Consider the following 26,076-nt stretch of genomic DNA (forward strand, 5'->3'; position numbering starts at 1 on the left):
TCGATCAGCGCCCCCTGCCGACCCGCGCTGACCTGCAAGATCAGGTTGGAAAAGGCTCGCTGTACGGGACTACCGGCCGATGCTCTCGATCACGGCGAGGGCATCTCTCCCCAACTGGGCCGACTCGTCGTCCCCGAGTTCCTCGTAGATCGGGATACCGTTGCGGGCCTCATCGGCAGCGAACGTCCATTCGGCCACGGTCAGTCGGATCGAGATCACCTGGTCCATGGGAGGCCATGCACCGTTGACCCAAGGTACTTGATCCCAGCCGGCCTGGCGGATCCGCTGACCCACCTCGACCGCTGCCTCGTAACCGTTCTCGGCCGCCGATGAGATGACATTGTCGATTCCCGCGTCGATGCCAGCCCAGATCCGCGCTGGCATGTCCAGCGTCACCAGGTCGTCATTTCGTGCCTCCACGAAACAATCGTCTCGTACCCGCCTCAAGGAGATCGTTGCGGGTCCGGGTGGCGGCCGTTGGATCCCGCACCCCCGATCAGGACGTGACTACGCGACCAGCTCAGCGAGCCCCGCAGGCGTCCGCCCGACGTCCTCTTCTAGCCGCGGAAAATGCGTTCGGGTCCGGCTCTGTCCGCACCGTGCTCGCTCGGCCAGCACTCGCCCTGGCCACCTCCGGTGACGTAGGGCTGGTTCACGGCGGCGCCGGAGGGGTGAACGTGAATCTGACTCAGGTCAGCGCGCCGTCGTCGAAGAAGGGACCGTTGCAGGTCTCCTCGACGAACTCCTCCAGTTCCTTGAGCAGCCTCTCGGCATCCGCAAGGATGGCCTCGCTGGAACGCGGCTCGCCGGGTGCAAGAGCGACGAGTTCGGGGATCGGTTGAGGCTCACGATCCAGGCCGGCGACCGGCTCCAGTGGCCCGACCCCGTTGGCCAGCAGCCGCAGGTAGTCGCTGAGGCTCTGGGCGAGTACGGCCATTTGGCCCTCAGAGCCGAGGAATACGACCGGCTGAGACTCGATCGGTGTGTCCGGGTTCCGCAGCCAGATGGCCGCCTGACCGCCGGAGCCGTCCTGGCCGAAGACCCGCAGAGGCGGCTCGCCGGCGTCTTCGTTATCGGTCCACGCCCGCCACCAGTCCGTGATCTCCTCGGCTGAGTCGAACTCATCAAGCGGCTCGAAATCATGCCCTTCGTGATCGACGGCGAAGGGCGCGTTGAGGGCTGCGGTCAGCAGTGCTGGAAATTTCTGATCGAACACGGCCGCAGCCTAAGCTGCCGAGCCCGCCGGGTGTCGATGACACCCGGCGGGCTCGGTGTGATGCCGTACTGACAGATTCCTCGGATAGCCGCGTCCTCGACGAGGTCATCGGGCACCCGGCGATCCGCGCCGGGACGCCGTTCGCACGACTCGACGGGTTTGTCCGAGCCGAAGCCTCTCGGCCTTACCCGGCCGGGGGTTCAGCGGCGCGAAGTCCTCGAGAAGCGGCTGCGGCGTCCCCTGTGCGAGCGTTACCAGCGCCTCCGGCATCGGGCCGTAACCGGCGATGCTCTCGCCAACGTGATAGAGCTCGCCGGTCTCGTCGATGGCCAGCACGAAAGGGTGCCCGGTGATGAAGGCACCCACCGGGAACAGGGATCGCCCGAGATCGGCGCCCCAGTCCGCGAGCCGCCCGCCGTCACCCTCACCGTGCAGGGGATCGAACTCGAACGCCATGACGGACCGCTCGGCCAACTGCCCGCCGATCCGCACCCGGAGTCCACCGAACTCACCGAGGAACTCCTCGGCGGCCCGGTGCATCACGTATTCGTCACCGAGATCGGTGCGCCATGACTCGACGTCGACCTTCCGTCCGGGACGCCATCCGGCCCGGAGGAGGATCTCGGCGACCTTGGCGGGAAAACGATCAGCCGGTTCGATCCCCTCAGGCATCACATCCCCTTGTTCTCGCGGATGCTCCACGAAAATACGGAACCATATCGACAAAAATAAACATTTCGGACAAGTGCCCAAGGGTCGGGCCGCCACCGGTCCTCGGCACCGGGCGACACGAGACCTTCGAAGAGTCGACCCGACCTTTTCGTCGCCTTGCCGAAGCGCGGCCTCGGGCTCTTCCCGTTCATCGTCGGGTTCCTTGCTCCGGCGCCGGATGTAGTCGGGTCGCTCCGCCTCAACCGGTTACGGCCAGGGCGGGTGGTCCGGTCGCTCCGTGGTGCTTCGGCTCGGCCAGGTTGGTGGCGGATCAGCTTGGGTCAGCGGCCAGGCGCGGGGGTCGTCGCCGGGCCGCGCCTGCCGGACCTGATGGATATCGTCGTGCCGTTGCGGTCAGACGTAGACGCGGGCGGTCCAGGACTGCACGGCGGACGCGGTCCACCTCTCCGCGTTGACGGAGTAGACCTCGACGGTGCCCCGGCTCGTTTCGTATACCTCGAAGGTATCGATGTCGGAATACTTTTCGTCCCCGGTCATCGCGGAAGTGAGATCAGCCAGAATCGCCACGGTGGCGTAGCCGTACTCGAAACACGGGTCGATTAGCGGAGCCGAGTCCGTGCAGACCCTGTCGTGCGTCGTGACCTTCACGGTGATCGAAGCGCCCTTGCGGAACGTCACCGTCTTGGACTTGAAGGTCCCGACGCCGCCGTCGCTCCCGGAGTAGAGGGTCTCGGAACGTCGCTTGTTCACGTAGACCTTGACTGCGTCGGCCTTGCTCCTACGCCCAGCCGCGGTGGCGGTGAACGCCCCACCTTTGGTGGCCTTCACGGAGGTTGAGAACCGGCCGGACTTGTTGGCCTTGGTCTTCTTCACCGCCTTGCCGTTGAACTTGATGGTCACCGTGGCGCCCTTGCCGGCTTTGCCGACGATTTTGATCTGGGCGCCCGCCTTGGTCACCTCAGCGGCGTTGATCGTTGGCGTGACCTTGGCCGCAGACGCGGGAGCGGCGGAGAAGACCAGACCGGAGACGACGACGGCCAGGGTTGTGGACAGTGAAGCAGCGGCACGCGCTGTGCGGGTCAACGAGAACTCCCATCCGTGTCTCGCGCGGTCGCGCGCAAGACATCCAGGCTGTACCCAGACAGAAAGATGATCAAGGGGTGACTGGGTCAGGTTCGGCTGGTCGGACGGCCAGATGTCCTTTGCCAATGAAGTCTTTCCGTGCGCCACTGAACAACAAGTTCGGCGCCGAGTTCGCGGAGGTCAACCAGGCGGCCCCCAACCTGCTGCTGGGATGGCTGTCGGCAGAGCGCACCCATGGTGGGGGTACTGGATGGGGTCTCAGCGGGTTCTTTCGGCCGAGTTGAGCGGCGCGTGATTGTCGGGCTACGTAACCGCCCGCTCCGGCAGGAGGCGCCGATGACCATCTCTTCCACGATTCGCCGACAAGTGGTGTCGCCTGCCGCCGGGAGGCGGATCGGCTACAGCGCATGGGGTTTCCTGACCGAAGGGGTCTTGGACACTCCCGACGGGGCACGTGCCTACCGCCGTGCGGTGGTCGACGCGCTCCAAGCCGCGGGGAACGAGGTCGTGCTGATGCAGGCCGACCGGGACCGGTTGGAGGCTGGGGCCGATCTGGACGACCGGTACCGGTTCGCTGCCGGTTTGCCGGAGCTGGACGCGTTGGTGTTCGAATGGCGGTGGCCGCTGCCGGGCCGCAACACCACCGCGTGCGGGGCGCCGGGTCACACCTGCGACCTGCATCGGCAGCGGGAGCTGATCGAGCACTACACGATCGGCCTGGCCACACCGACGGTGATCTGGGACATGGACCGGCGACTACCAGGCGATGACCCGCTGCGGGCGCGGGCGAACGTGCGCGTCGGGGAGTACGCGCTGCATCCCACGCCGGGCGCGTTCACGCTGCCCTGCCCGGTCCCTGACACGCTGCTCGACCACGCCGACTCGTATCGGCTCGCGGCAGCGGAGCGGCCGGTGTCGCTGGTGTACGTCGGGAACCAGTACGGCCGCGACGACGCGTTCGACCGGTTCTTCGCGCCAGCCGCCGCCCAGGTGACTCACCGAGTGGCCGGGAAGTGGACGGACATCGGGCCCTGGCCGCACGTGAACTTCACTGGTCGCTGCGGCTTCGACGAGGTCGCCGACATCCACCGCGGGGCGCTGGCGACGGTGTTGTTACTGCCGGAGCGCTACCGCACGGTTGGGCATCAGACGTCACGGCTGTTCGAGGCCGTCACCCAGGGCTGCCTGCCGCTGACCCCGGCCGACACGGTGGCCGCCGACCGGTTCACGCCACCGCAACTGCATGTCCGCGACGGACGCGAGGTCGTCGAGAAGCTGCGCTGGCTACGGTCGATCGCCGGGACGCCGGCCCACCGGGACCTGATCCGAGCGTGCCTGCGCCTTTTGGAGCCATACCGGCTCAGCACCCAGGTCGCGGTCCTGCTCGACAGCCTGTACACGCTCGGCATGCCGGCGGCGAGGAGATCGCGATGACGCTCACCCCGGCCACCTTCGACACCTTCGGCGACGCGTACGTGGCGGTGCTGCGCCGCATCCACGACCAGCCGGAGTACGACACCCGAGGCCGCGGCAAGGACGCCGTGGAGGTCCCGAACATCAGCTTCCAGCTCACCGACCCGATCCGCCGATCGCCGTACCTGGTAGCTCGGCGCACGAACATCGTCTTCAACTACGCCGAGGCGCTGTGGTACCTGTCCGGGCGCGACGACCTCGCCATGATCGGCTATTACGCGCCGCGACTGGAGAAGCTCTCCGCCGACGGTATCCGGCTGACCGGCACCGCCTACGGACCGCGCCTGTTCGCCGCCGACGGCACCGACGGCCGGTCACAGTTCGACCGGGTCATCGACCTGCTCCGACACGACCCGGACAGCAAGCGTGCCGCCATGCTCGTCATGCGGCCCGATGAGCTTGTCGATTCGGGGAACCCGGATGTGGCCTGCACTCTCGCGCTGCAGTTCCTGCTGCGCGATGGCCGGTTGCACGCGACCGCCTCCATGCGCGGCAACGACGCACTCATCGGCCTGCTGTGCGACACCTTCTCGTTCACCATGATCCAAGAGCTGGCCGCCCGTCGTCTCGGTGTCGACGTCGGCACGTACACCCACCACGTCGGGTCGATGCACATCAACGTCCTCGACGCCGCCAGGGTGGAGGCGATCCTGGCCGAAGCCGACCGGGCGCCGGCTCCGATGTTCCCCTGCTCGGAGATGCCGGACACTTCGCCGGAGGAGTTGGCGACCGTGTTGTGGTGGGAGCAGGCGATCCGTCATGGCGGCACCACGCTGACCGTCGATGCGGTCGCTCGGATTCCGGTGTCCGGCTATTGGCGGCAGGTGCTGCTGCTGTTCGAGGCGTACCGGCAGATCCGGCACATCGGCGACCCGGTCACCGCTGGCATCACCGCAGCCCTGACCGCAGGCAACCGGTGGCTGATGGCCGCCCGCTGGCCCGACCGGATCGGCATGCCGTGAACTCCGACGGCTGGCGCTGGTGGACGGTGATCCTGCTCAAGCCCGACTGCCTCGCCCGTGACCTGCTCGGCCCGGTCCTGACCGCCGTCGAGCAGCAACTTCAGGTGGTCGATGTCTGCTACGTCTTTCCCACCGAGGAACAGATCTTCACGCACTACGCCGACATCCTGCCGCTGTCCGCGCAACTCGGCCGGGATGTGCCCGCTGAACTGCGGCGCATCTACGTCGGCCGGCAGGCCGCCGTCGCCCTCGGCTACGGACCCAATGCCGCGCCACGGCTGCGGCGGCTGCTCGGCCCGACCGACCCGGCCGCCGCAGGACTGGACACCATTCGCGGCCGGTTCGCTGCCGACAGCCTCGACAAGGCGATGGCCGAAGGCCGGCTGGTCGACAACCTCATCCACAGCTCCGACAGCACCGAGGTCGTGCCCCGAGACTTCGGCATCTGGTACGGCCCGGCCAAGAAGCACCTGCTCCGTGCCCCGCGCCCCTCGAACGGAGACCCTCTATGACCGCCACCCCGAACCTCGACATCGGCCCGAGAACACTGCGCTTCATGCCGGACGAACTGCAAGCCGGCCTGGACCCGTACATGGCGCAGTATGTCGGCTACCGCAAGAGCGGCCTGTCGCTCAACCACATCATCGGCTGCCCGCTGGACTGCGGATACTGCGTACGCCACTTCTGGGGCAACTTCGATGTCAAACAGCCCCAACTGCTCGTCTCAACCGAGCAGGCGATCGAAGACCTGATCGGCCACGAGGCGTTCCAGCCGCACGTCACCCCGATCCAGCTGTTCAACAAGGCCACCGACCCGTTCCTGCCCGGCGTCAAACCACACCTGTTCCAGGTGCTGCGCAGCCTCGACGAGCGCGGCTACACCAACCAGGCCCTGATCATCACCCGGTTCAAGGTCACCGCCGCCGACATGGCCACCCTCGAACAGCTGCGCCATCTGCGGGTCACGCTGCTGTTCACCTACTCCGGGATCACCGACCCCCGGATCGAACCGATCGCCAAGACCGCCACCACCGTCACCTCGATCCGCACCGCGGTCCAGCACCGCGAGCGCACCGGCGTCATCCTCTACTGGCGGCCGATCACCCCGGGCTGGAACGACGGCGACCAGACCATGGCCCACGTCCTCGACATCGGCCGCGACGTCGACGCGATCGTCTTCACCGGCCTCTACCACAAGGCGGAGAACGCTGCCTACCTGCAAGAACAAGGTGTCAGCGTTCCGTACGGCGAAGACGAGTTCCACCGTCGCAAGACCATGCCGCACGACCTGGACGCCCGCGTCGTCGCCGCCTGGCGCGCCTCCGGCATCACCACCCCGCTGTTTCGCAAGACCTCCTGCGGCGTCGCCTACGCCCACCAAGCCGCCGACTACAACGGCCACTGGGGTGTACGAGAGATCTGCGACATCTGCCCCTTCGACCAGCAGAAACGCTGCGCCGACGCCTACCGCCCACCGACCGGGCAGGACATGCGCGAGGTCCTCGACCGCTTCGGGTACGACAGCGACTTCCTCATCGAGGACGGCCACGTCTGGACCCACGGCCTCGGCGAACAACGCCGCTACGCTCTGCAGCACACCCTGCAATTCCAGATCTGGGAACTCGACCAGCCGCACTTCCTGCACGCCCACGGCCGATCACTGACCGGCCACGGCACATCCGAGGATCAGGCTGACGCGTTCGACCAGGTGCGGGCCCGGTTCGCGCACGCGGCCCGCTTCAATGACGACTGATCCATTCGTACGGCGTAGGCGGTGTCATGGAAACGACCTGGCGGGAGGCGACCAACCTGGTCGCCCTCGACCTCGAAGGCAGCGGCGCCCAGGACGGTGACCAGGAAGCCATCCTGGAGATCGCCGCCGTCCGTCTCATCGCTGGCCGACCCGATGCGGCAACCGCCTACGCCACCCTCATCGATCCCGGTCGCCCCATCCCCGCCCGACCCTGGATCTCACCCGGACTCGCCGGCACCGCCCTGTCCGGTGCGCCGACCCTCGACGACGTCGAACCGCAGTTGGCCCGCCGACTCGACGGCGCCTACCTAGTCGGACACAAGATCGGCGTCGACTGGCGGCTGCTGTACCGCCGCTGCCCCTCGATCAGCATCGCCGGACTCATCGACACCCACCGCCTCGCCAAAGCCTTGCCCGCCACCGGCAAGAACAGCCTCACCGAGCTGCTCGCCCGCCACCGGCTCACCGACGCCGTCAACGCCGTCGCCCCAGCCAGCCGACCCCACCGCGCCCTCTGGGACACCATCGGCGCCTCCCTCCTGCTCGACACCCTCATCCAGCAGCACTGGACCGGCGATCCGAGCCTCGACGACCTGCTCGCTGTCGCCGCCCCACCCGGCCCCAAGACCACCCCGGCGGCGCAGGCGACGCTCTTCGACTGAACCGCGCCGAGAGGAAACCGCACGATGGAACCGCTCACCGTCACCATCGGCGGCGACATGCCCGTGCGCCGCATCGGCTACGGCACCATGCAACTCACCGGCCCCGGACACTGGGGACCACCCGCTGACACCGGCAACGCCCTACGGATCCTGCGCCACGCCGTCCACGACCTCGGCATCGACCACCTCGACACCGCCGACGCCTACGGACCACACACCGTCGAAGACCTCATCCGCCAGGCCCTGCACCCCTACCCGGACCATCTCGTCATCGCCACCAAGGGCGGCATGCTGCGGCCCGGACCCAACCAGTGGACACCCTGCGGCCGGCCCGAATACCTGCGCCAATGCGTCGAACTCAGCCTCCGCCGCCTCGCCGTCGACCGCATCGACCTGTACTACCTGCACCGCATCGACCCAGCCATGCCCCTTGCCGACCAACTCGGCGCCCTCGACGACCTCCGACAAGAAGGCAAAATCCGCCACCTCGGCCTCTCGAAGGTCACCATCGACCAGGTCGAAAAGGCCCGCAGCCACACGGTTATCGCGGCCGTGCAGAACCAGCACAGCGTCGACACTGACGACCCCGTCCTTGCCTACGCCGAGCGGCACGGACTCGCCTACATCGCCCACCAGCCGTTTCGAGCAGGCGCAGATCTTGCTCGATTACCTGCGAGCGATCACGCCGCGCGAGCCCAGGACATCCTCCGTCGGCTGCTTGGGCGATCCCCGGCCCTGCTCACCATCCCGGGAACCCATTCCCTTCGGCACCTGAACGAGAACAGCACGGTTCTCCTGGCCTGAACCGCAGGTCACGCCCCGTCTCGGGCGAAGCCGTCCGGCAGATCCCGACGCCAGATTCGATCCCAGGGCACGTCCGTGTACGTAGTCCGCCATCGCGCGGCGCGGCCATCCGGGTGGACGCCACACGTTGGGCAGAGGCGACCTGGCCTGCGGCGTTCGGTGCCACATGCCAGGCAAGCCGTGTCATTGCCGGAGGCGAAACCATCGAGAACGCGGCGGACCACGGCCGCGAGCGGACCGGCCGGATGACGAACGGGATCCGGACAGTAGGCGATCCCGGACCAGCCCCAAGAGTTCCACGGGGCCGCTGACCGGGGAACGCGCAGGCCGGCCGACTTCTCCCGGCGTCGCTGCTGCGCGTAAGCCACAGCGCGTGGCAGAACCACCTGCCGTACCTGCTCCAACTCGGCGACCGCCCGAACGAGGGATCCCGGGTCGGCGTCGAGCTGGCGGGGGACACCGGCGAAAACGACGAGATGATGCCAGGTTGCCCGGAAGCCGTACGGAGAGCAGTGCAGGGTGCACTCCCGCAACGCATACAGTCGCCGCTGTAACGGGAGTTGCACATCGCGTACACGGCGGGCCTGCGCGGGGAAGCTGCTCACCACGGGATCGTGACTGATCAACAGTCCAGCGGCCACCGGTTTCGGGCGGCTCCGCGCACCCGTCAGGGCGTACTACAGGATGCTCCAGGCGGTCAGTTCCTGCAGGTCTTCGCGGAGGCCTGCGATGCGATGGTGGACTTCGGCCGCGGCGGGGCTGCCGGGCGCTGATTTGCGGGCATTGGTGGCGATCATCTGGAGCTCGCGGAGCAGGCAGAGGTCCTCGAAGCGGTCCCAGTCGCGGGGGTCGCGTCCATATGCGGTGACGAAGTCGCCGAAGTCGTGGCTTCCGAAGCGGCGGCAGTGAACGGCCACGGTGGCGATGTCCCACATGCGGGGTCCGGTGGAGGCGCTGTCCCAGTCGGCCAGAACGGGTGTGCCGTCGTCGCGGCGTAGGGCGTTGCGGACCTGCGGGTCGGACTGGATGAGGCCGCTGCCGAACGGCATGGTCGTGTCCCAGACCGGTGCGAGGTCGTGAAGGCGGCGAACCAGCAGTTCACGGTCGTCGCCGGTGAGGATCGTGGAGGCCTCGATCGAGCGGCGGATCCCGGTGATCGGGTCGAGCGCTGTGGGCACGCCTGTCGGCGGCAGGGGCAGGGCGTGCAGGCGACGAATCAAGTGACCGAGTTCGGCGGTGGTGATCGGCTGCGTGATGGAGGCGTCGAGCCGCTGCCACACGGTGACGGCGTGCCCGTCGACGTCCAGCGGTTGCGGTACGCCGGGGTGCAGCGGGACGGTCGGAAAGTCCTGGTCCTGCAGCCATTCCACGAGATCGACGACCCGGCGTACCCGGTCGAGGGGGACCGCTGGCGGGGAGATCTTGACCACCACGTCGCCCACGGCGTACACCGCGTTCGTGTGGTGCCGGAGCAGAACCGCCTCGTGGGAGGAACGGTCGATGAGGTGGCAGATCTCGTCGAGCACCGGTCGGGTCCGTTCCTCGACGAACATGGACGCTCCTGACGGCCGGGTGTGGTGCCCTTACCCGACTCAGGTTAGAGCTGCCCGTCGGCCGCACTCGCGCAGGTAGTCGTCCAACTCGATAACGGCGCCTTGCCGCTGGTCGGCGGGGACGGTGGCGACAACGTCACGCGCCCGAGACAGGACGATCTCGGTCCGCTGCGGTTCGGGCAGGCAGGAGACGGCCTCACGGGCCACCGCCGCGGCTTCGCTGGTCCGGTGTTCACGGGCCAGGCACATCGATCGGTCCATCTGGATAAGTGCCGGATCGATCGCGGGCACGGGGCTGGCCCGGTAGAGCGTGAGCGCCTCGTCCTGCAGGTGGTAGGCGGTCGGCAGGTCGCCCGCCCAAGCGGCGGTCCCGGACAGGTAGAACAGCAGGCGTCGTTCCGGAAACTCGAATGCCGCATTCGTATCGCTCTCGCCCGCCTGGTCGAACAGATGGCGCGCCTGCAACATCGCGGTTCGTGCCTGATCGGTGGCGCCGATACGGGCCAGCGCCCTGGCTCGGGCGGCCGCAGCCAGAGCGGTCAGCGGGCATGGCGTCGTGGACAGCGCGAGCGCCTGGTCGGCCAGGGCAACGGTCTGCCGCGGGTCGCCGAAGTAGTAGGGAAGCATCGCGGCATGCGCCCGAACCAGCACCCGCAGCCGAGTTCGGCCGCTGTCGTCGGAGGCCACCGCTGCCGTGCGGTACCAGAGCCGGGCGTGGGTGGCGTCGCCGAGCCGGAGCAGGGCGTCAGCGGACAGGGCGGCCAGTAACGCTGCGGCGGCCGACAGCCGGGCTTGGACCGCGGCGGGTTGCCGCCGCCGCGACAAAGTGAGCACCTCAGCGCACTCGGTGGCAATGTCCCGCAGCACCGTCAACGGCGGGGAGGACAAATAGCTCCGGACATGATCGTGAGTCGCCTCTTCAATCATCTCCAGCTGGTCCGCGGTCACCGTCGAGGATGCCAGCGCCTCGTCCAGTTGGGCGCGCAGCGTTGCCAGCCCGACGGTAGGGGCGTCAGGTTCGGAGGGACCCGCCGAGGCGGGCTCACAGCCCAGCCCCATGACGGCCCGGGGGATGCGCAGGCCGACGGCGACGCGTTCGAGGACTTCGTATGCGGTGACCTGTCGACGATTCTTGGCGATCTCGGCGGCCCGGTTCGGAGAGATACCCACCAGCCCGCCGATGGCGCCGTACGAGACGCCGCGGGCGTGCAGGAACCGGAAGATGGACGTGACGTCGCGGCGCTCCAGGAAGTCGCGGATCGGCCGACCTTCCCAGGAACCCGACACCCACCAGGTCGGGTCGATCTCGACGCGCACCGGTACACCTCCCGTCACCACCAGCCCCGTACGGCCAGGCCATCGATCCAGCGTGGCATCGAAATCTGGTGATCTCAACGATGCCGGTGCGGTTCACCCACCATGGGCACTCACGGTGAGGTCGCACCATCGGGCGACACCGCACCCACCAGTTCCGGCGCCGACCGGGACCGCGTGGTGGGGTCCGCGGTGCGCCCCCAGCGTGGTCCTTCCGGCCGTACCACCGGCACGGGATCGTCGATGCGCGCCGCCGTGATCGCCGACGTCACCCGAGAACGTCCGGGCTGGTCAGCGGCGCACCGGTAAGGCCCCGAGACGCACATGGCGGGCGATGCCGCGTAGGTCCCCCTACCACGCCCGGCATCCGCTACCACCACGCGTCTCGGGGCCGCACCCCACAGATATCGCGACCCCTGAGGAGGCAACCATGCACACCACGTCACCCAGCCACCTGGAACTCGCCAGCGGCCACCCGCATCGGTAGACGGGACCCGCTCATGGCGTACATCGACGATGTCGCGACGGCCCGAGGCCGGCATGCCGTGGCCGCATCGTGGCAAACCGGTCCGCGACGGCCGACCTGGCCGCTGGTCGCTGACGACCTGTTCCGCCTCGCTCACCGTGACCACGACGGGCGGCCGCTGCTCGACCAGCACGTCACCGGCCTGGGCCTGGCCGCCGCCTTGCTGGCCGAGCTGGTGCTGGCGCGACGGCTCGCTGTACCGGGTGGTCAGGTGATCATCGTGGACACGGCGCCGCCGATCGACGCGCTCGCGCACTCGACTCTGGATCGGCTGGCCGCCGAACGAGCCGCCCTGCCGGTCCGGACCTGGCTGGCCTATCTCGCCCGGACCGCCCACCACGACGTCGCCGATCGGCTCACTCGGGCCGGACATCTCCGCAGGACGACCGAGCGACGACTGCTCGGGCGGCGGGTGCGCTATGTGCCCACCGACATGAACACCGCCGCCTGGCCCTGGGCCCGCCTCTCCGGGCGCCTCCAGAAGGGCCGACCCTTGGACAGGTTCGACACCGTCCTCGGCGGCCTGATCCTAGCCACCGACCTGTACCGGACGGTGCTGCTCGGCCACGCCGCCGACCTGGAAGCCGGGCTCCGCGCCGCCGTCGTCAACGCTCCGGCCCCGGTCCGGGAACTGCTGGCCCACACCGAGGCCGCCGTCGGCGACGCGATCATCACCCGCCGCTGACCCGATCCGACCTGCTCGAAGGGGATTTCTGCATGCCTGCTCAGCATTCCGCCGACACGGTCAGCGCTACCCTCGCGCGTAGTCGTCTGGGCGTGTGGCCGCTGGTGTTCACGGTGATGGCGGCCGCCGCCCCGCTCACCGTCGTCGCGGGCGGCGCGAGCACCGGGTTCGCCGTCACCGGGATCACCGGCATCCCGATCGCGTACGTGCTCGTCGCCCTGCTGCTCGCCGTCTTCTCGATCGGCTACGTCACCATGTCCCGGCGCGTGCTCAACGCCGGCGCCTTCTACACCTACATCACCCACGGCCTGGGCAAACCCGTCGGCGTAGGCGCCGCGTTCGTCGCCGTGCTGGCCTACAACACCATGCAGATCGGCCTCTACGGCGGCTTCGGCGCCGTCCTCGCCCAGTTCCTCGACGACCGCACCGGCCTGGACCTGCCCTGGTGGCTATGCGCCTACACGGCGTGGGCGATCGTCGGCCTGCTCGGCGTACGCCGCATCGACCTCAACAGCCGCATCCTGGCCACCCTGCTGGTCGCCGAGATCGCCGTCGCCGCGATCTTCGCCGCTGTCCAGGTCACCCATCCCGCAGCCGGCGGCGTCTCGTTCGCCACCCTCGATCCGGGCAACGTGCTCACCGCCGGGATCGGGGCCGCCCTCGCGGTAGCCATCGCCGGATTCGTCGGCTTCGAAGGCACCGCCGTGTTCAGCGAGGAATCCAGAGACCCGCACACGACCGTCGCCCGCGCTACCTACCTGGCCCTGACCATCATCGGCCTGCTCTACGCCTTCTGCGCCTGGGCCATGTCGGTGGCCACCGGCCCCACCCACATCGTCGAACAGGCCCGCGCTCAGGGCACCGAACTGATCTTCACCCTGGTTGCGCCCGTCTTCGGGCAGACCGCCGTCGTCCTCGGGCACCTACTCTTCGTCGCCAGCCTGTTCGCCGCGCTGCTGGCCTTCCACAACACCGCCGCCCGATACTTCTTCGCCCTCGGCCGCGAAGGCGTCCTACCCGCGATCCTCGGCCGCACCAGCCCTCGCTCGCGGGCACCGCTGACCGGGTCACTCGTGCAGACCGGACTCGCGGCGATCGTGCTGGCCGTCTACGCCATCGCCGGCTGGGACCCGATCGTCCGGCTGTTTTTCTGGCTCACCGTCCTCGGCGGCCTCGGCGTGCTCATCCTCATGACCGCCACCTCCGCCGCGGTCGCCGCCTACTTCACCGCACCCGGAACCGCGACCACCTCGGCGCCGGACGCACCCTGCTCGCCCCGTTCACCGCCGCTGTCGGGCTCGCCCTGGTGCTGCTCGTGACGCTCGACGAGTTCGCCACCCTGCTCGGCGTCGACCCCACCTCCAACCTGCGCTGGCAACTCCCCACCAGCTACGCCGTCGCCGCGGGCGCCGGGATCGGGTGGGCACTCGTCCTCAAGAACACCAGGCCACCGGCGTACGCGGCAATCGGACGCGGCGCCAACAGCGCCACCCTCGACCTTCGACCGCCGACACGGGCCGGACGGCGATCACAATGACCACCCAGCCACAGCCGGCCATCTGCACCGCGCCTTCCGCCGATCCACGAACGATTAGCGAACTGCTGGCCGAGGCATTCCTGCACGGCGACCTCGCCGACTGGCTCATCCCGCACCTCGACACCCGCGCCCGCATTTGCCCGCGCTACTTCGCCCTGCACGTCGAACACGCCATCACCCACGGGCAGATCGACATGACCACGGACGCCGCAGCCGTCTCCATCTGGTACCCCATCGCTGGCGAACCGCTCCCGGAGCTGCCGGATTACTCGCAGCGACTCGCGGAAGCCGTCGGCCGATTCCGGCCTCGGGTTGCCGCCCTCGACCAGGCCATGAACGACCATCAACCGTACGGCCAGCCGCACTTCTATCTGGCCTTCCTTGCCGTCCACCCGAACCGGCAGCGACGTGGGGATGGGAGCGCCCTGCTGTGTCATCGCCACGATCAACTCGATGGGACCCGGACAGAGGCCTACCTGGGAGCCACCGGACCACGAAACCGGCGCCTCTACGCCCGGCACGGCTACCTTCCACAGCCAGCGTTCCATCTCCCGGGTGGACCACGGCTGTACCCGATGCGGCGCCCATCAACAGGTGAATGAGCAAGTAGCTACCGGTACTGACGCTGCTGCGCCGCCCGCACCCTCTCCCGAACCTCGAGAGGAAGGTCGACCACCGCAATCGTCACGCCGAGATCCCGTCCTAGTTGTTGGATCTGAACGCCCGATATGCGCGGCTCAGACGTGTAGTAAGACTCCGAGCCGGTGGTGATGTGCTGGCCGGTGCATGCGGCGATGGCCGGAGCACCACTTCCGCAGCGCGGCGCAGGTGGGCATGACGCAGCATGCGCCGATGCCGTGGATTGAGAGTTCCGAGTAGATGCCAGTCGCTGTCAGGGTGGAAGCCCGCCCATTCGACGGTCTGAGCGACGCGCTCGGTCAGTCCGGTCGTGATCGCGAAAACGAGCTGGATTGTGGCCACCACCAGGCCGCCCGATACTCCAGCGATGAATCCGAACGCCCGGTCCGACGTCAGCGAAGTCGCATCATCGAGAAACCAGAAAGCCAACACCAGTGCGGCTGTCGCGAACACGCAGCTTATCGCAGCGGTGGAAGCGGTGACGTATCGCCGCTGGGTGGTTGCAAGCCGCTCCCGGTCGAACGCTGCAATGGCGACCTTCAGATAGCGGCAGTCACATGATCGCCCGTTGCCGATCTCGGAGTTGAGATGGGGCAGCCTGGCTCTTATCACCGCATGGAGACGTTCGCGAGTGAGGGCAACGCCGGATGGATCCGGGGACGGAACTCCATATCGCTCGCCGTATCTATCCTGGTACCACACGAGGCCAGCCCACTTGGTCAACGTCTTCCGCGCTTCTTCGGGCCGGTGAAGGACGTCGTGTTCGAAGCGTTGTAGTTCAACGTCCGACAGTGCATCGAAGGTCATTATCGCGAGAGTAAGGGTCGCGTTCCAGTGGTAACCGCATCGACTGGATGTGCGGTAGCGGTTGCCCTCTTGATCGTCTTGCTGGCCCGGCCTCCGATCGCCGTGGCTGCGGTGCATCCGTCCTGGGGGAGGACGAGATCAGGGGGCGAGTTGGTCGATTGTCATGCCGACGTCGTTGAGAATGCCGCGCAGGGTTCCTTTGGCGACGTCGCGGTTGCGGTGCACTGGCACAGTGGTTCCACGTCCGTCCGGGTGTTGCAAGATGATGTGGTGGCTGCCAGCCACTCTTGCGACCTTGAAGCCATGTCGTTCCAATGCGCGGACGATGCGTGTGCCAGAGACGGATGGTAGCGGAGGCATCAGGCCGCGACGGTGATGGAGAGCTCGCGCGGTACACCGAACTCCTCGACGAGGTCGGTCAGCGCCTCGCGGACATCCTCGAGTGCGGCTTCCTCGGTGTCGCCTTCCCCGTGCGCTTCCAGGTTACCGTGCGAGATTCGGCCACGTGGCCACCCTAGCGCGGTTCGGTGATCAGTGGTCAGGGTACGCCGACAGCACTTTTCTGCCTCGTGAGCTGGTCAAACGTCCTGGCAGTGGACGACGGCGACGATGGTCAGGTGGTTCGCATGGTGCAACGTCCCCCCAGGGAGGCATTGCGCGAACCGGATCCGTTCGCCTGCGTCGCCGATGGGTGTCGCGGTGTGGACCGTCCGCGCGGATACGTTTGCGATCAGACTGTGCAGGAGTCGTGTAGGTGGCGGACGGAGACCACGACGAGGCGGGGAGCGCTGTTACGTTCCGCGGGTGTTCCAGCAAAGTCAGCGCGGTCTGATCTCGGCGTCCGCGGTCCTCGTGGCGGTCGTCCTCGCCGCCGACGCCGTCGCCGCCCTGGCGACGACCATCGCCTCGGCCCTGATCCTGCCGTTGTACCTGGCCATGACCGGCGCCGAGTCCGTGCCCGGCCACGGCGTTCCCGTCCTTCTGGCCGGGTCCGCGCTGACGGCCCTGAGCTGCCCGGTCGTGGCCACTCTGGTCGCGGGCGTGCGTACCCCGGCGGCCCACCTGACCGGCTGTGTGGTCACTGCCCTGATCATTGTCGGAGTGGCCGGCCTGGGCGCCCTGGCGCTGCGGTACGACCTACCGAACCGGGTCACCATGATCACCGGCGTGCTCTTCGTGGCCAACGTGGTCGCATTGACCTTGGTCATCGGTCTGCTGCGCCCGGCCGAGAGCGTCCCCGATCTGCCCTGGCCGGCCTCCGAATAGGCCCGGTGTGACCGGGACCGCCCGGCGCCGTGGCGAAGCGACCGGACCCACCCGTTCGGAGGTGCATCTGCGGCCGCTGGCCGGCTCCGCCGCAGATCATCGGTATCTTTGCGCCCGTGACCGGAACGCTGCTGTTCATCGTCGGGCCACCCGCCGTCGGGAAGATGACCGTGGGCGAGCGGATCGCGGCCCGGACCGGGTTGCGGCTGTTCCACAACCATCTGGCGATCGAGCCGGTGCTGCGCTTCTTCCCGTTCGGCAGCCCGCCGTTCCACCGGCTGGTGGAGGGTTTCCGCCGGGAGATCGTCGAGGAGGTGGCGGCCAGCGACCTGCCCGGCCTGATCTTCACCTACGTGTGGGCGTTCGACGAACCGGCGGACGAGCAGGCGATCATCCGGTACGCCGAGCCGTTCCGCAGTCGCGGCGGCCGGGTGCTGCACCTGGAGCTGGAGGCCGCCCAGCAGGAGCGGCTACGGCGCAACGAGGGCGCGTCCCGGCTGGCCGAGAAGCCGTCCAAACGGGATCGGGACGCCTCCCGGCGCAACCTGCTCGCCCTGGACGAGCGGTACGACCTCAACTCCGGCGGCCGCTTCGACGGCCGCCCCGACTACCTGCGGATCGACAACACCCGTCTCGAACCCGCCGAGGTGGCCGAAATCGCCATCGCCCATTTCCAGCTGGCCACCGTCTGATCAGGGTTCGGCGGGCAGCCCGGCACGGCACAGCTCCAGCACGTCGTCGGTGCCACGCAGCGCGGCGACCACGGCGGGTGACGGCGACACGTGCACCTCGGGCAGATCCCCCTCGCCGGCCGGGAAGGCGAGCCGCTCCTCGCCGAGCCGGAACCGCGCGTCGATGCCGGGCCGGTTGCCGCGCGGATCCTGCCGGTGCCACCGGCCGTCGAGGTGGACGGCGACCAGCCCGTGCAGCACCGGCCCGGACTCGCCGGCCAGCCGCTGGTAGCACAGTCCGGTGGGAACGCCACCGGCCCGGGTGACCGCCGCCAGCAGGTGCGACTTGGCGTAACACAGCCCGACCCGGGCGTCGAGCACCTCACTCGCGGTGAGCGTGACCCGCGGGTCCTGCGCGTCGATCGAATGCTGGACCCGGTCCCGCACCCACTCGAAGGCGGCCCGTGCGAAGTCCGCGTCGGAGGGGTGGGCCGCGCGTAGTTCGGCGGCCAGCGCGCGTACCCCCGGATGGTTGGTCTCGACGATGTCGTCGGCGCCGAGATATCGCGCGGGGTCGCCAGCTCGAAGATCCATTTCTAGAGTGTCGCGGATGGGGTACGAATTCCATATCACCCGGGCGGAGAACTGGTTCGAGAGCGAGATCGATCCGATCAGCCGACGGGACTGGGAGGAACTCGCCGACAGCACGCCTGAGCTGCGGTTCACCGGCTATGTGGACTGGAGCGACATCGGGCCGCAGCGGATCTACGAGCCGCACGGCGACGCGACGAGCTTCACCTGGCGCGGCGGCAAGGTCGACATCAAGGGCGTCTACTCCGGCGACACCGAGCGCCTCGCCCACCGGCTCGCCGAAGCCCTGGGTGGCAGGATCCAGGGCGACGACGAGGATTGAGCCGGCCTCAGTGGGGATAGGCGCGAGGGATCCGGACGGTCACCTCGTTGCGGAAGGCCTCGATCCGGGTGATCACCTGCCGCCTGCCGACGGTGTTCTCCAGCCGGTCCAGATAGAGGCAGCGGGCGGCGAGTCTGTCCAGGTCGACGGTGAAGTAGACGGCCATCAGCGGGTTCACGAACAGGGTGCTGCCGCTGGTGCGCCGGGTGAACTGCACGTCGCCGAACTCTCCGCCGACGGCCGCCGCGATCTGGCCGTTGACGATGCTCGGCCGGTCCGGGGTGGCGGCCTGCGCGTCGGCGACCGCCTCCCGGTAGAGCGCCGCCTCCCGGCTGGCGCCCGGAATCGACAGGGCGCCCAGATAGCCGCCCTCCCGGTCGAGGGCGGCCAGGTTCTCCAGCACCTGCACGTGGTTGACGCCGTGGTAGGCGTCGATGCCGAAGCCGAGGCAGGTGACCAGCTTGACCGGTACGTCGATGCCGGCCACCGCGCCGAGGCTGGTGATGTCCTCGACCGGGGTGCCGACGCCGTTCTCGTCACCGCGGCACAGGATGTCGGTGCCGCCGTCGACCAGGACGATGGCGTCGATGTCCAGGCGGTCGACGAGAAACCGGTACGCCTCCCGTAGCGTCTGGACACCGAGTGGCGGGAAGGCGTGCACCGTCGACGGCAAGCCCTGTCCGGCCAGCCAGCGGGCCAGCGTGCCTTCCGGGAAGTACCAGTCCGGGGTGGTGGTCGCCGCGGTCACCGCGACCACCTGATCGGAGATCCAGGCATCCCGGTCGATCAGTTCCAGTTCGGAGAACGACAGGTTCGCCAGGTGCACCTCGGTGCCGTTGTTCCACAGGGCGAGGGCCAGCGGCAGCCCGGCGTAGATGTCGAATCCGCCACCCGCACCGGCGATCAGCACGCGGCGGGCCGACGAGAGCGCGGCGAACAGGGGAGGGGTGGCCAGCGATGCGGCGAAATCCGTCACCCGCCAATGATCACCAACATGCGGCGATCGATGCCACACAATGGCCCGGTGAAACTCCTCGGGCGCTGTTTGCGGATCATGGCGGGCATCACCGGGCGCGGCCCGCGCGAACGACGGTTGCGGGCCGCCGTGGCCGGCCGCACGGTGCTGATCACCGGCGCCTCCGAGGGGATCGGCGCCGCCACCGCCCGCCGGCTCGCCGCGGCCGGCGCGACCGTGCTGCTGGTCGCGCGCACCGCCGAGCGGCTCGACGAGGTCCGCGCGGAGATCGAGGCGGCCGGCGGTCGCGCCGTCACGCACCCGGCCGACCTGTCGTCGCCGGAGGCGGCCGCCGCCCTCGGCGCGGAGCTGGTGGCCGGCTATCAGCGGATCGACGTCGTGGTGAGCAACGCGGGGCGGTCCATCCGGCGGTCGGTCGCGGACACCGCCGACCGGTTCCACGACATCCAGCGGACCATCGGCGTCAACCACCTGGGCCCGGTCCAGCTGCTGCTCGTGCTGCTGCCGGCGATGCGAGCGGCCGGCGGCGGGCACATCGTGAACGTCTCCACGGCCGGATTGTCCCTGCACACCCCGAACTGGTCGGCCTACCACTCGTCGAAGGCCGCGTTCGACACGTGGCTGCGCGGCGCCGCCGTCGAGCTGCGGCGCGATCACGTCACGGTCAGTACGGCGTACCTCAATCTGGTCCGGACCCGGATGAGCGCGCCGACCGCCCACTATGCGCGGGCCCCGATGATGTCGGCGGCCGAGGCCGCGGAGATCGTCTGCCGGTCGGTGGCGCACCGCCGTTCGTGGTCGCCGTGGTGGGCGCGGCTCGGCGCGGTGATCTCGGCGATGATGCCCCGCACCGTCGAACGGGCGCTGGCCGCCGGGGTGCGGGCGATCGACGCCGCCGAGCCGTTGCGGGTGCTGGCCGCGACCGGGCTCTGGCGGCCCGCCCGGCTGTTGCGGCTGCTGCGCGCCGGCCGCCGGCACGGGCGCAGTCTCGCCACCGCGCTCGCCGCCGGGCCGCCCGGCGGGATCGCCCTGGTCGACGCGGACGGGCCGGTCACCTACCCGGAGCTGGACGTGATGGCCGCCGCCTGCGCGGCGGGCGCGGCCGCCGCCGGTGTGCGGCCCGGCGACCGGGTCGGGCTGGCCTGCGGCGGCCACCGCGGTTTCGTGGCGGCGGCCGCCGGTCTGTCCCGGCTGGGCGCCGACGTCGTCCTGCTGCCGCCCGACCTGCCGGGCGAGCGGCTCGAAGCGGTGGCGCGCCGGGAACGCATCGGCCGGCTGGTGCACGAGCCGGGCGCCCTCACCGCCGGCCTTCCCGCGACACCGTGGCCGGATCTGATCAGCAGTGAGGGCGCCTCACCCGGCGGGCGGGTGCGGCCGGGGAACGTGTACGTGCTGACCTCCGGTACCACCGGCGTGCCCCGCGCCGTCTCCCGCCCACTGCCGCTGCGCATGCTGCTCGGTCCGGTCACCACCCACCTGCGGCTGACCCCGGTACGCCCCGGCGAACCCATCGTCGTGGCCACCCCGCCGCACCACGGGTACGGGCTCACCTACCTGTCCGCCGGCCTCACCCTGGGCGCTCCGGTGGTGCTCGTGCCCGGTGGCGACCCGGAGCGCATCCTGAACGCGGTCGCCGCCAACCGGGCCGGGCTGCTCTTCGCGCTGCCGGTCCAGCTGCGCCGCGTCTGCGACCTGCCGGACGCGGCGTGGCCGGATCTCGGCTCGCTGCGGGCGGTGGTCAGCGGCGCCGCCCCACTCGACGCCGGCCTGTGCCGGCGGCTGCGTGAACGGCTCGGGGACCGGACGTTCAACATGTACGCCACCACCGAGGCCGGCTGGGCGGCGATGGCCACCCCGGCCGATCTGCGGGCGGCGCCCGGCACGGTCGGACGGGCGCCCCGCGGCGTACGGGTCCGGATCGCCGGCGCGGACGGCGTACCGCTGCCGCTGGGCCGCATCGGCGAGATCCGGGTGCGTGGTTGGCATCCGGACGGCCGCTGGCATCCCACCGGCGATCTCGGCCACCTCGACCCGGCCGGGCGGCTGTTCGTCGACGGCCGGCTCGACGACATGATCGTCTCCGGTGGCGAGAACGTGTACCCCGGCCCGGTGGCCGCCGTGATCACCGGCCACCCCGACGTCACGGATGTGCTGCTGGAGCCGGTGGCGGACAGCGAGTTCGGCCGGCGGCTGCGGGCCACCGTGGAGATCGGCCCCGGCCGTACGCTGACCGCCGGCCAGCTCCGGGAGTGGCTGACCACCCGGTTGTCCCGCGCCGAGCGACCGAAAGAGATCATCATCGTGACCGAGTTGCGCCGCACCGCCACCGGCAAACCGCTGCGGGACGGCCCTCGCCCCGCCACCGAACCTCAGTGACCGGGCCCGCAGAGGACGTCGTCGACGAGGCGCATGGTGCGCCGGTGCACGCCGAGGGCGGCCTCCTCACCGGCCAGCTGCGAGTTCAGGGCGAGCACCGCGACCCGGTCACCGTCGGCGGTGACCCCGTTGACGGTGCTGACGCCGGGCACGTCGCCGCCGTGTCCCCAGTAGCCGCCGCACCGGTTCGGGATGAACATGACGCCCAGCCCGTACCGTCCTCCGGGAATGAAATCCTGGTAGGTGGTGGCGAGGACGGTCTCGTGCATCTGGGCCATCTGCCGTGGCTTGAGCAGCCGCCCGTCCTGGAGCGCCTGCCAGAATCGCGCGATGTCCGACGGCGTGCTCACCATGGCGCCGGCGGCGCTCGCCGCGCTCGGGTTCCACCGGGTGACGTCGGACAGCGCCGCGCCCGGCTGCCACTGCTGGTAGGCCTTGGCGTGCGGTCCCGGCAACGTCGACCGGTCGCCGGGCGCCGACGTCTCGGACAGGCCGAGCGGGCGCAGGATCCGGGTACGGACCTCGGACTCCCACGGCCGCCCGGTGACCTTCTCGATCACCATCCCGGCGAGAATGTAGTTGGTGTTGGAGTAGTCCCAGCTCGTGCCGGGCGCGAAACCCGGCTCGTGCCGCATCGCGAGGGCGACCAGGTCGGCGTCCTCCCAGTGGTCGAAGCGGTGCTCCCGGAAGCCCTCCTCGGTGAACAGCCCGGACATGTCGCGGGTGTAGTTGTAGAGGCCGCTGGTGTGCTGCAACAGCTGCCGGACGGTGATCCGGCGACCGTCGTTGCCGTTGCCGGCGACCACACCCGGCAGCCACCGGTCGACGGTGTCGTCCAGGCTCAGCCGGCCCTCGCCGACCAACTGCAACACGACCACGGCGACGTACGTCTTGGTGTTGCTGCCGATCCGGAAATAGCCGTCCATCGGCACCGGCGTGCCGCGCTCGAGATCGCCGACCCCGGCGCGCGCCCGGCTGACCACCCCGTCGACCCGGGTGAAGCCCTGCACCCCGGTGATGCCCAGCTCGTGCAGATCGTCGACGGCGGCCGGTAACGGGCCGGGCCGGGTGGCGGCCGAGACCGGTGCCGCGGCGACCCCGACGGCGATCGCGGTCAGAGCGGCGGCCGCGCCGAATCGACGCAGGTGTACGCGCATGTTCATGCCCTCCATACGGATGCGGGAAATGCTGCCCATCGACCGTATGAAGGTTCATGAATCATTCCCATCCGGCTAGCTCCCGGACCAAGGTGGTGCTGACCCCACCCGGTTACCGTTACCAGGATGAGCAACTGGGCCGATCACGCCATCTGGTGGCACGTCTATCCGCTCGGCTTCACCGGCGGGCTGCACCGGGGTCCCGGCCACCGGTTCGGTCACCTCGTCGACTGGCTGGACTACGCCGTCGAGATGGGTGTCAACGGCCTGCAACTCGGGCCGGTCTTCGCCTCCGGGACGCACGGCTACGACACCGTCGACCATTTCGCCATCGATCCGCGCCTCGGTGACGACGCCGACTTCGATGAGCTGGTCGCCGCCGCCCAGTCGCGGGGTGTGCGGGTGATGCTCGACGGTGTCTTCAATCATGTCGGCCGCGGCTTCTCGGCGCCCCGGCACTGGTTCCGGCACACCGGCCCCGGACCGGACGACGTCGAGGTGTTCGAGGGCCACCACGCGCTCGTCGCCCTGAACCACGACGAACCCGAGGTCCTCGACCACGTGGTCCGGGTCATGAACCACTGGCTCGATCGCGGTGTCTCCGGCTGGCGGCTGGACGCCGCCTACGCGGTGCCGCCACGATTCTGGCGAGCCGCCGTCGACCGGGTGCGTTCACGCCATCCGGACGCCTGGTTCACCGGCGAGCTGATCCACGGCGACTACCCGGCCTATCTGCGCGAGAGCGGCCTCGACTCGATCACCCAGTACGAGCTGTGGAAGGCCATCTGGAGCAGCCTCAACGACCGCAACCTGTTCGAGCTGGTCTGGGCCCTGGAACGGCACGGCGACGTCCTCGACGCCGGGCTGCCGCTGACCTTCGTCGGCAACCACGACGTCACCCGCCTGGCCAGCAAGCTCGACGACGTACGCCATATCGGTCACGCCCTGGCCGTGCTGTTCACCACCGGCGGCGCCCCGAGCGTCTACTACGGCGACGAGCAGGCCTACCGCGGCGTGAAGCACGATCGTGCCGGTGGCGACGACGACGTCCGCCCGCTCTTTCCCGCCAAACCCGAGGACCTTTCGGCGTACGGGTGGCCGACCTATCGCCTGCACCAGCGGCTGATCGGGATGCGCCGTCGGCATCCGTGGCTCACGCACGCGCGTACCGCGTCCCTGTCCTTGACCAACACGGCCGCCGCCCTGGTCTCCACCGCACCCGGAAACCGCCTGATCACCCTGCTCAACGTCGGCGACACCGAGACCACGTTCGACGTCGACGTGGCCGGGCTACGGGTGCTGGAGGGTGACGGCGGCACACCGGCGGCCGTCCCCGCGCACGGCTGGCAGATTCTCGGCTGAGATTTCCCGGGGGAGGATGTCAAGGCGACGGGAACGGCTCCGACCAACGGTCGACAGCAACCCCGAAGAGGAGAACGACGATGCGTTTCCTGATCAGCCTGCACATCAACCCGGCCGTGCTGGACGCCCTGACCGAGGAGGAGAAGGCGGCCATCGGCGATGGCCACGGAAAGTTCATGGAGGAGATCAAGGCGTCCGGCGAGCTGATCACCACACTCGCGCTCGCCGACCCCTCCCAGGCCGCGGTGGTTTCGGTACGCGGTGCCGCGCCCGTCGTCACCGACGGCCCGTACGCGGAGGCGAAGGAGTTCCTCGGCGGCTTCTACCTGGTCGACTGCGAGGACCGCGAGCGCGCCGTCGCCCTGGCCGCGAAGATCCCGGACGCCGCGATCGAGGGCCTCGGTGTCGAGGTGCGCCCGGTGATGTTCGCCGACGGCAACCTCGACGCGTGACCGAACCGGCCATCGAGGACCTGTTGCGCGAGTTCGCGCCACAGGTCCTCGGCGCGCTGGTCCGCCGGCACGGCCGCTTCGAGGACTGCGAGGACGCCATGCAGGAGGCCGTCCTCGCCGCGACCGTGCAGTGGCCCGGCGAGGGCGTGCCGGAGAGCCCGCGCGCCTGGCTGACCACCGTCGCGTCCCGCCGGCTCGTCGACCAGGTGCGCAGTGAACAGGCCCGCCGGGTACGGGAGGCGGCCGTCTCCGCCGAGACGCCGCCGGAGGTGCCGGACACCGACGACACGCTGTCGCTGCTGTTCCTGTGCTGCCATCCGGCGCTGACCCCGGCGTCGCAGACCGCGCTGACGCTGCGGGCGGTGGGTGGCCTCACGACGGCCGAGATCGCCCGCGCGTTCCTGGTGCCGGAGGCGACCATGGCGGCCCGGATCAGCCGCGCCAAGCAGCGGATCCGGGCCGCCGGAGGCTCCTTCCCGCCGCCCGGCCCGGACCGGCTGACGGTCGTCCTGCACGTCCTCTACCTGATCTTCAACGAGGGCTACACGGCCTCGTCCGGTGACCGCCTGCATCGCGCCGACCTGGCCCGGGAGGCGATCCGCCTGACCCGGCTCGTGCACGCCCGGCTGCCCGACGACAGCGAGGTGACCGGGCTGCTGGCGTTGATGCTGCTCACCGACGCGCGCCGGAACACCCGCACCACCGCGTCGGGCGACCTGGTGCCGCTCGACGAGCAGGACCGCACCGGCTGGGACCGGGCGCAGGTGACCGAGGGCATGGCGCTGGCGAAGGCGTCGCTGGCCGGGACGGCGCTCGGGCCGTACCCGTTGCAGGCGGCGATCGCGGCCACCCACGCCGACGCACCCACCGCGGCCGGCACCGACTGGCGCCAGATCCACGCCCTCTACCTGATCCTGGAGCGGATAGCCCCGAACCCGATGGTCACCCTGAATCGCGCCATCGCCCTGGCCGAGATCGACGGCCCCGCCGCCGGTCTGGCCCTGCTGGCCACGCTGGACGGCGACGACCGGATGGCCGGCCACCACCGCCTCCTGTCGGTCCGTGCCCACCTGCTGGAACGCTCCGGCGACCGGGCCGCCGCCCACGACTGCTACCGCCGGGCCGCGAAGGCCACCGCCAGCCTCGCCGAACAGCGCCACCTGGAGTCACGGGCCCGCCGCCTGCGCCGGTGACCGGCCTTCTCGCCGGGCGCCCGT

26 protein-coding genes and 1 pseudogene are annotated in these 26,076 nt (G+C 69.6%); 16 read left to right on the top strand and 11 right to left on the bottom strand.

Features of this window, described 5'->3' with window-relative positions:
• Positions 1 to 69: 69 nt before the first annotated feature.
• From J5X75_RS08330 to J5X75_RS08345, 4 genes are all read right to left on the bottom strand, one after another.
• Positions 70 to 420 carry a hypothetical protein gene (locus J5X75_RS08330; RefSeq protein WP_208466723.1) on the bottom strand — a complete coding sequence of 117 codons (351 nt, stop codon included), beginning with the start codon at positions 418 to 420 and terminating at the stop codon, positions 70 to 72.
• A gap of 268 nt (positions 421 to 688) precedes the next feature.
• A complete protein-coding gene (locus tag J5X75_RS08335) occupies positions 689 to 1,216 on the bottom strand; it encodes an SMI1/KNR4 family protein (protein WP_208466724.1) in 528 nt (175 codons plus the stop codon).
• 105 nt (positions 1,217 to 1,321) lie between these two features.
• On the bottom strand, positions 1,322 to 1,942 hold the full coding sequence (locus tag J5X75_RS08340; protein ID WP_208466725.1) for an SUKH-3 domain-containing protein: 621 nt from the start codon (positions 1,940 to 1,942) through the stop codon (positions 1,322 to 1,324).
• Between the two features lie 339 nt (positions 1,943 to 2,281).
• The gene (locus tag J5X75_RS08345) at positions 2,282 to 2,971 is read right to left on the bottom strand and encodes a hypothetical protein (RefSeq protein ID WP_208466726.1); all 690 of its coding nucleotides are present in this window, start codon (positions 2,969 to 2,971) and stop codon (positions 2,282 to 2,284) included.
• A 336-nt stretch (positions 2,972 to 3,307) separates the two neighbouring features.
• Between J5X75_RS08345 and J5X75_RS08350 the strand changes: the two genes are divergently transcribed.
• Genes J5X75_RS08350 through J5X75_RS08375 form a run of 6 tightly spaced genes read left to right on the top strand, consistent with a single transcriptional unit; the run spans position 3,308 to position 8,625 of the window.
• Positions 3,308 to 4,405: a CgeB family protein gene (locus J5X75_RS08350; protein ID WP_208466727.1), complete on the top strand. Its 1,098-nt coding sequence runs from the start codon at positions 3,308 to 3,310 to the stop codon at positions 4,403 to 4,405.
• Positions 4,402 to 5,406 carry a thymidylate synthase gene (locus J5X75_RS08355; protein ID WP_208466728.1) on the top strand — a complete coding sequence of 335 codons (1,005 nt, stop codon included), beginning with the start codon at positions 4,402 to 4,404 and terminating at the stop codon, positions 5,404 to 5,406. Before J5X75_RS08350 ends, J5X75_RS08355 begins: the two co-directional genes overlap by 4 nt.
• Positions 5,403 to 5,918, top strand: a complete 516-nt coding sequence (locus J5X75_RS08360; RefSeq protein WP_307797984.1) for a nucleoside-diphosphate kinase — start codon at positions 5,403 to 5,405, stop codon at positions 5,916 to 5,918. The genes J5X75_RS08355 and J5X75_RS08360 overlap by 4 nt, the downstream gene beginning before the upstream one ends.
• Positions 5,915 to 7,159: a hypothetical protein gene (locus J5X75_RS08365; RefSeq protein ID WP_208466730.1), complete on the top strand. Its 1,245-nt coding sequence runs from the start codon at positions 5,915 to 5,917 to the stop codon at positions 7,157 to 7,159. The genes J5X75_RS08360 and J5X75_RS08365 overlap by 4 nt, the downstream gene beginning before the upstream one ends.
• A 26-nt stretch (positions 7,160 to 7,185) precedes the next feature.
• Complete coding sequence (locus J5X75_RS08370) at positions 7,186 to 7,821, top strand: 3'-5' exonuclease (RefSeq protein ID WP_208466731.1); 636 nt, start codon at positions 7,186 to 7,188, stop codon at positions 7,819 to 7,821.
• Positions 7,822 to 7,845: 24 nt separating this feature from the next.
• Entirely contained in the window at positions 7,846 to 8,625 is a 780-nt protein-coding gene (locus J5X75_RS08375) for an aldo/keto reductase (RefSeq protein ID WP_208466732.1), read from the top strand.
• A gap of 677 nt (positions 8,626 to 9,302) precedes the next feature.
• Here J5X75_RS08375 and J5X75_RS08380 read toward each other — a convergent pair.
• Both J5X75_RS08380 and J5X75_RS08385 read right to left on the bottom strand, forming a co-directional pair.
• Entirely contained in the window at positions 9,303 to 10,178 is an 876-nt protein-coding gene (locus tag J5X75_RS08380) for a phosphotransferase enzyme family protein (protein ID WP_208466733.1), read from the bottom strand.
• A 39-nt stretch (positions 10,179 to 10,217) separates the two neighbouring features.
• The gene (locus J5X75_RS08385) at positions 10,218 to 11,495 is read right to left on the bottom strand and encodes a hypothetical protein (protein WP_208466734.1); all 1,278 of its coding nucleotides are present in this window, start codon (positions 11,493 to 11,495) and stop codon (positions 10,218 to 10,220) included.
• 497 nt (positions 11,496 to 11,992) lie between these two features.
• On the opposite strand from J5X75_RS08385, the gene J5X75_RS08390 reads away from it, so the two are divergent.
• The 3 genes and pseudogenes from J5X75_RS08390 to J5X75_RS08400 all read left to right on the top strand — a co-directional run bounded on the left by J5X75_RS08390 (position 11,993) and on the right by J5X75_RS08400 (position 14,842).
• Complete coding sequence (locus J5X75_RS08390; RefSeq protein ID WP_208466735.1) at positions 11,993 to 12,703, top strand: GOLPH3/VPS74 family protein; 711 nt, start codon at positions 11,993 to 11,995, stop codon at positions 12,701 to 12,703.
• Positions 12,704 to 12,735: 32 nt separating this feature from the next.
• A pseudogene (locus J5X75_RS08395) lies at positions 12,736 to 14,240 on the top strand (APC family permease).
• On the top strand, positions 14,237 to 14,842 hold the full coding sequence (locus J5X75_RS08400) for a GNAT family N-acetyltransferase (RefSeq protein WP_208466736.1): 606 nt from the start codon (positions 14,237 to 14,239) through the stop codon (positions 14,840 to 14,842). The pseudogene J5X75_RS08395 and the gene J5X75_RS08400 overlap by 4 nt, the downstream one beginning before the upstream one ends.
• 100 nt (positions 14,843 to 14,942) lie before the next feature.
• On the opposite strand, the gene J5X75_RS08405 is transcribed toward J5X75_RS08400, so the two are convergent.
• Both J5X75_RS08405 and J5X75_RS08410 read right to left on the bottom strand, forming a co-directional pair.
• Positions 14,943 to 15,686: a hypothetical protein gene (locus tag J5X75_RS08405; protein WP_208466737.1), complete on the bottom strand. Its 744-nt coding sequence runs from the start codon at positions 15,684 to 15,686 to the stop codon at positions 14,943 to 14,945.
• A 138-nt stretch (positions 15,687 to 15,824) separates the two neighbouring features.
• A complete protein-coding gene (locus J5X75_RS08410) occupies positions 15,825 to 16,046 on the bottom strand; it encodes a type II toxin-antitoxin system HicA family toxin (RefSeq protein WP_208466738.1) in 222 nt (73 codons plus the stop codon).
• A 444-nt stretch (positions 16,047 to 16,490) separates the two neighbouring features.
• On the opposite strand from J5X75_RS08410, the gene J5X75_RS08415 reads away from it, so the two are divergent.
• Positions 16,491 to 16,952, top strand: coding sequence for a hypothetical protein (locus J5X75_RS08415; RefSeq protein ID WP_208466739.1), 462 nt, complete (start codon positions 16,491 to 16,493; stop codon positions 16,950 to 16,952).
• Positions 16,953 to 17,068: 116 nt separating this feature from the next.
• Positions 17,069 to 17,644, top strand: coding sequence for an ATP-binding protein (locus J5X75_RS08420; RefSeq protein ID WP_208466740.1), 576 nt, complete (start codon positions 17,069 to 17,071; stop codon positions 17,642 to 17,644).
• Here J5X75_RS08420 and J5X75_RS08425 read toward each other — a convergent pair whose 3' ends face one another.
• Positions 17,645 to 18,217, bottom strand: a complete 573-nt coding sequence (locus J5X75_RS08425) for a transglutaminase-like domain-containing protein (RefSeq protein ID WP_208466741.1) — start codon at positions 18,215 to 18,217, stop codon at positions 17,645 to 17,647.
• Between the two features lie 16 nt (positions 18,218 to 18,233).
• Here J5X75_RS08425 and J5X75_RS08430 point away from each other — a divergent pair, with 16 nt between their 5' ends.
• Positions 18,234 to 18,536 carry a hypothetical protein gene (locus J5X75_RS08430; RefSeq protein WP_208466742.1) on the top strand — a complete coding sequence of 101 codons (303 nt, stop codon included), beginning with the start codon at positions 18,234 to 18,236 and terminating at the stop codon, positions 18,534 to 18,536.
• Between the two features lie 7 nt (positions 18,537 to 18,543).
• On the opposite strand, the gene J5X75_RS08435 is transcribed toward J5X75_RS08430, so the two are convergent.
• On the bottom strand, positions 18,544 to 19,512 hold the full coding sequence (locus J5X75_RS08435; RefSeq protein ID WP_208466743.1) for a DUF1152 domain-containing protein: 969 nt from the start codon (positions 19,510 to 19,512) through the stop codon (positions 18,544 to 18,546).
• A 48-nt stretch (positions 19,513 to 19,560) separates the two neighbouring features.
• Here J5X75_RS08435 and J5X75_RS08440 point away from each other — a divergent pair, with 48 nt between their 5' ends.
• Positions 19,561 to 21,888 carry an SDR family NAD(P)-dependent oxidoreductase gene (locus J5X75_RS08440; protein ID WP_208466744.1) on the top strand — a complete coding sequence of 776 codons (2,328 nt, stop codon included), beginning with the start codon at positions 19,561 to 19,563 and terminating at the stop codon, positions 21,886 to 21,888.
• Here J5X75_RS08440 and J5X75_RS08445 read toward each other — a convergent pair.
• On the bottom strand, positions 21,882 to 23,045 hold the full coding sequence (locus J5X75_RS08445; protein ID WP_208466745.1) for a serine hydrolase domain-containing protein: 1,164 nt from the start codon (positions 23,043 to 23,045) through the stop codon (positions 21,882 to 21,884). The two genes, J5X75_RS08440 and J5X75_RS08445, sit on opposite strands and share 7 nt — an antisense overlap.
• Before the next feature lie 126 nt (positions 23,046 to 23,171).
• Here J5X75_RS08445 and J5X75_RS08450 point away from each other — a divergent pair, with 126 nt between their 5' ends.
• From J5X75_RS08450 to J5X75_RS08460, 3 genes are all read left to right on the top strand, one after another.
• Complete coding sequence (locus J5X75_RS08450; protein WP_208466746.1) at positions 23,172 to 24,407, top strand: alpha-amylase family glycosyl hydrolase; 1,236 nt, start codon at positions 23,172 to 23,174, stop codon at positions 24,405 to 24,407.
• A gap of 80 nt (positions 24,408 to 24,487) precedes the next feature.
• Entirely contained in the window at positions 24,488 to 24,859 is a 372-nt protein-coding gene (locus J5X75_RS08455; protein WP_208466747.1) for a YciI family protein, read from the top strand.
• Positions 24,856 to 26,052: an RNA polymerase sigma factor gene (locus J5X75_RS08460; RefSeq protein ID WP_208466748.1), complete on the top strand. Its 1,197-nt coding sequence runs from the start codon at positions 24,856 to 24,858 to the stop codon at positions 26,050 to 26,052. Before J5X75_RS08455 ends, J5X75_RS08460 begins: the two co-directional genes overlap by 4 nt.
• Positions 26,053 to 26,076 lie beyond the last annotated feature (24 nt).

This window comes from Actinoplanes flavus (genome assembly GCF_017592555.1).
In the GTDB taxonomy this organism is placed as follows: Bacteria; Actinomycetota; Actinomycetes; order Mycobacteriales; family Micromonosporaceae; genus Actinoplanes; species Actinoplanes flavus.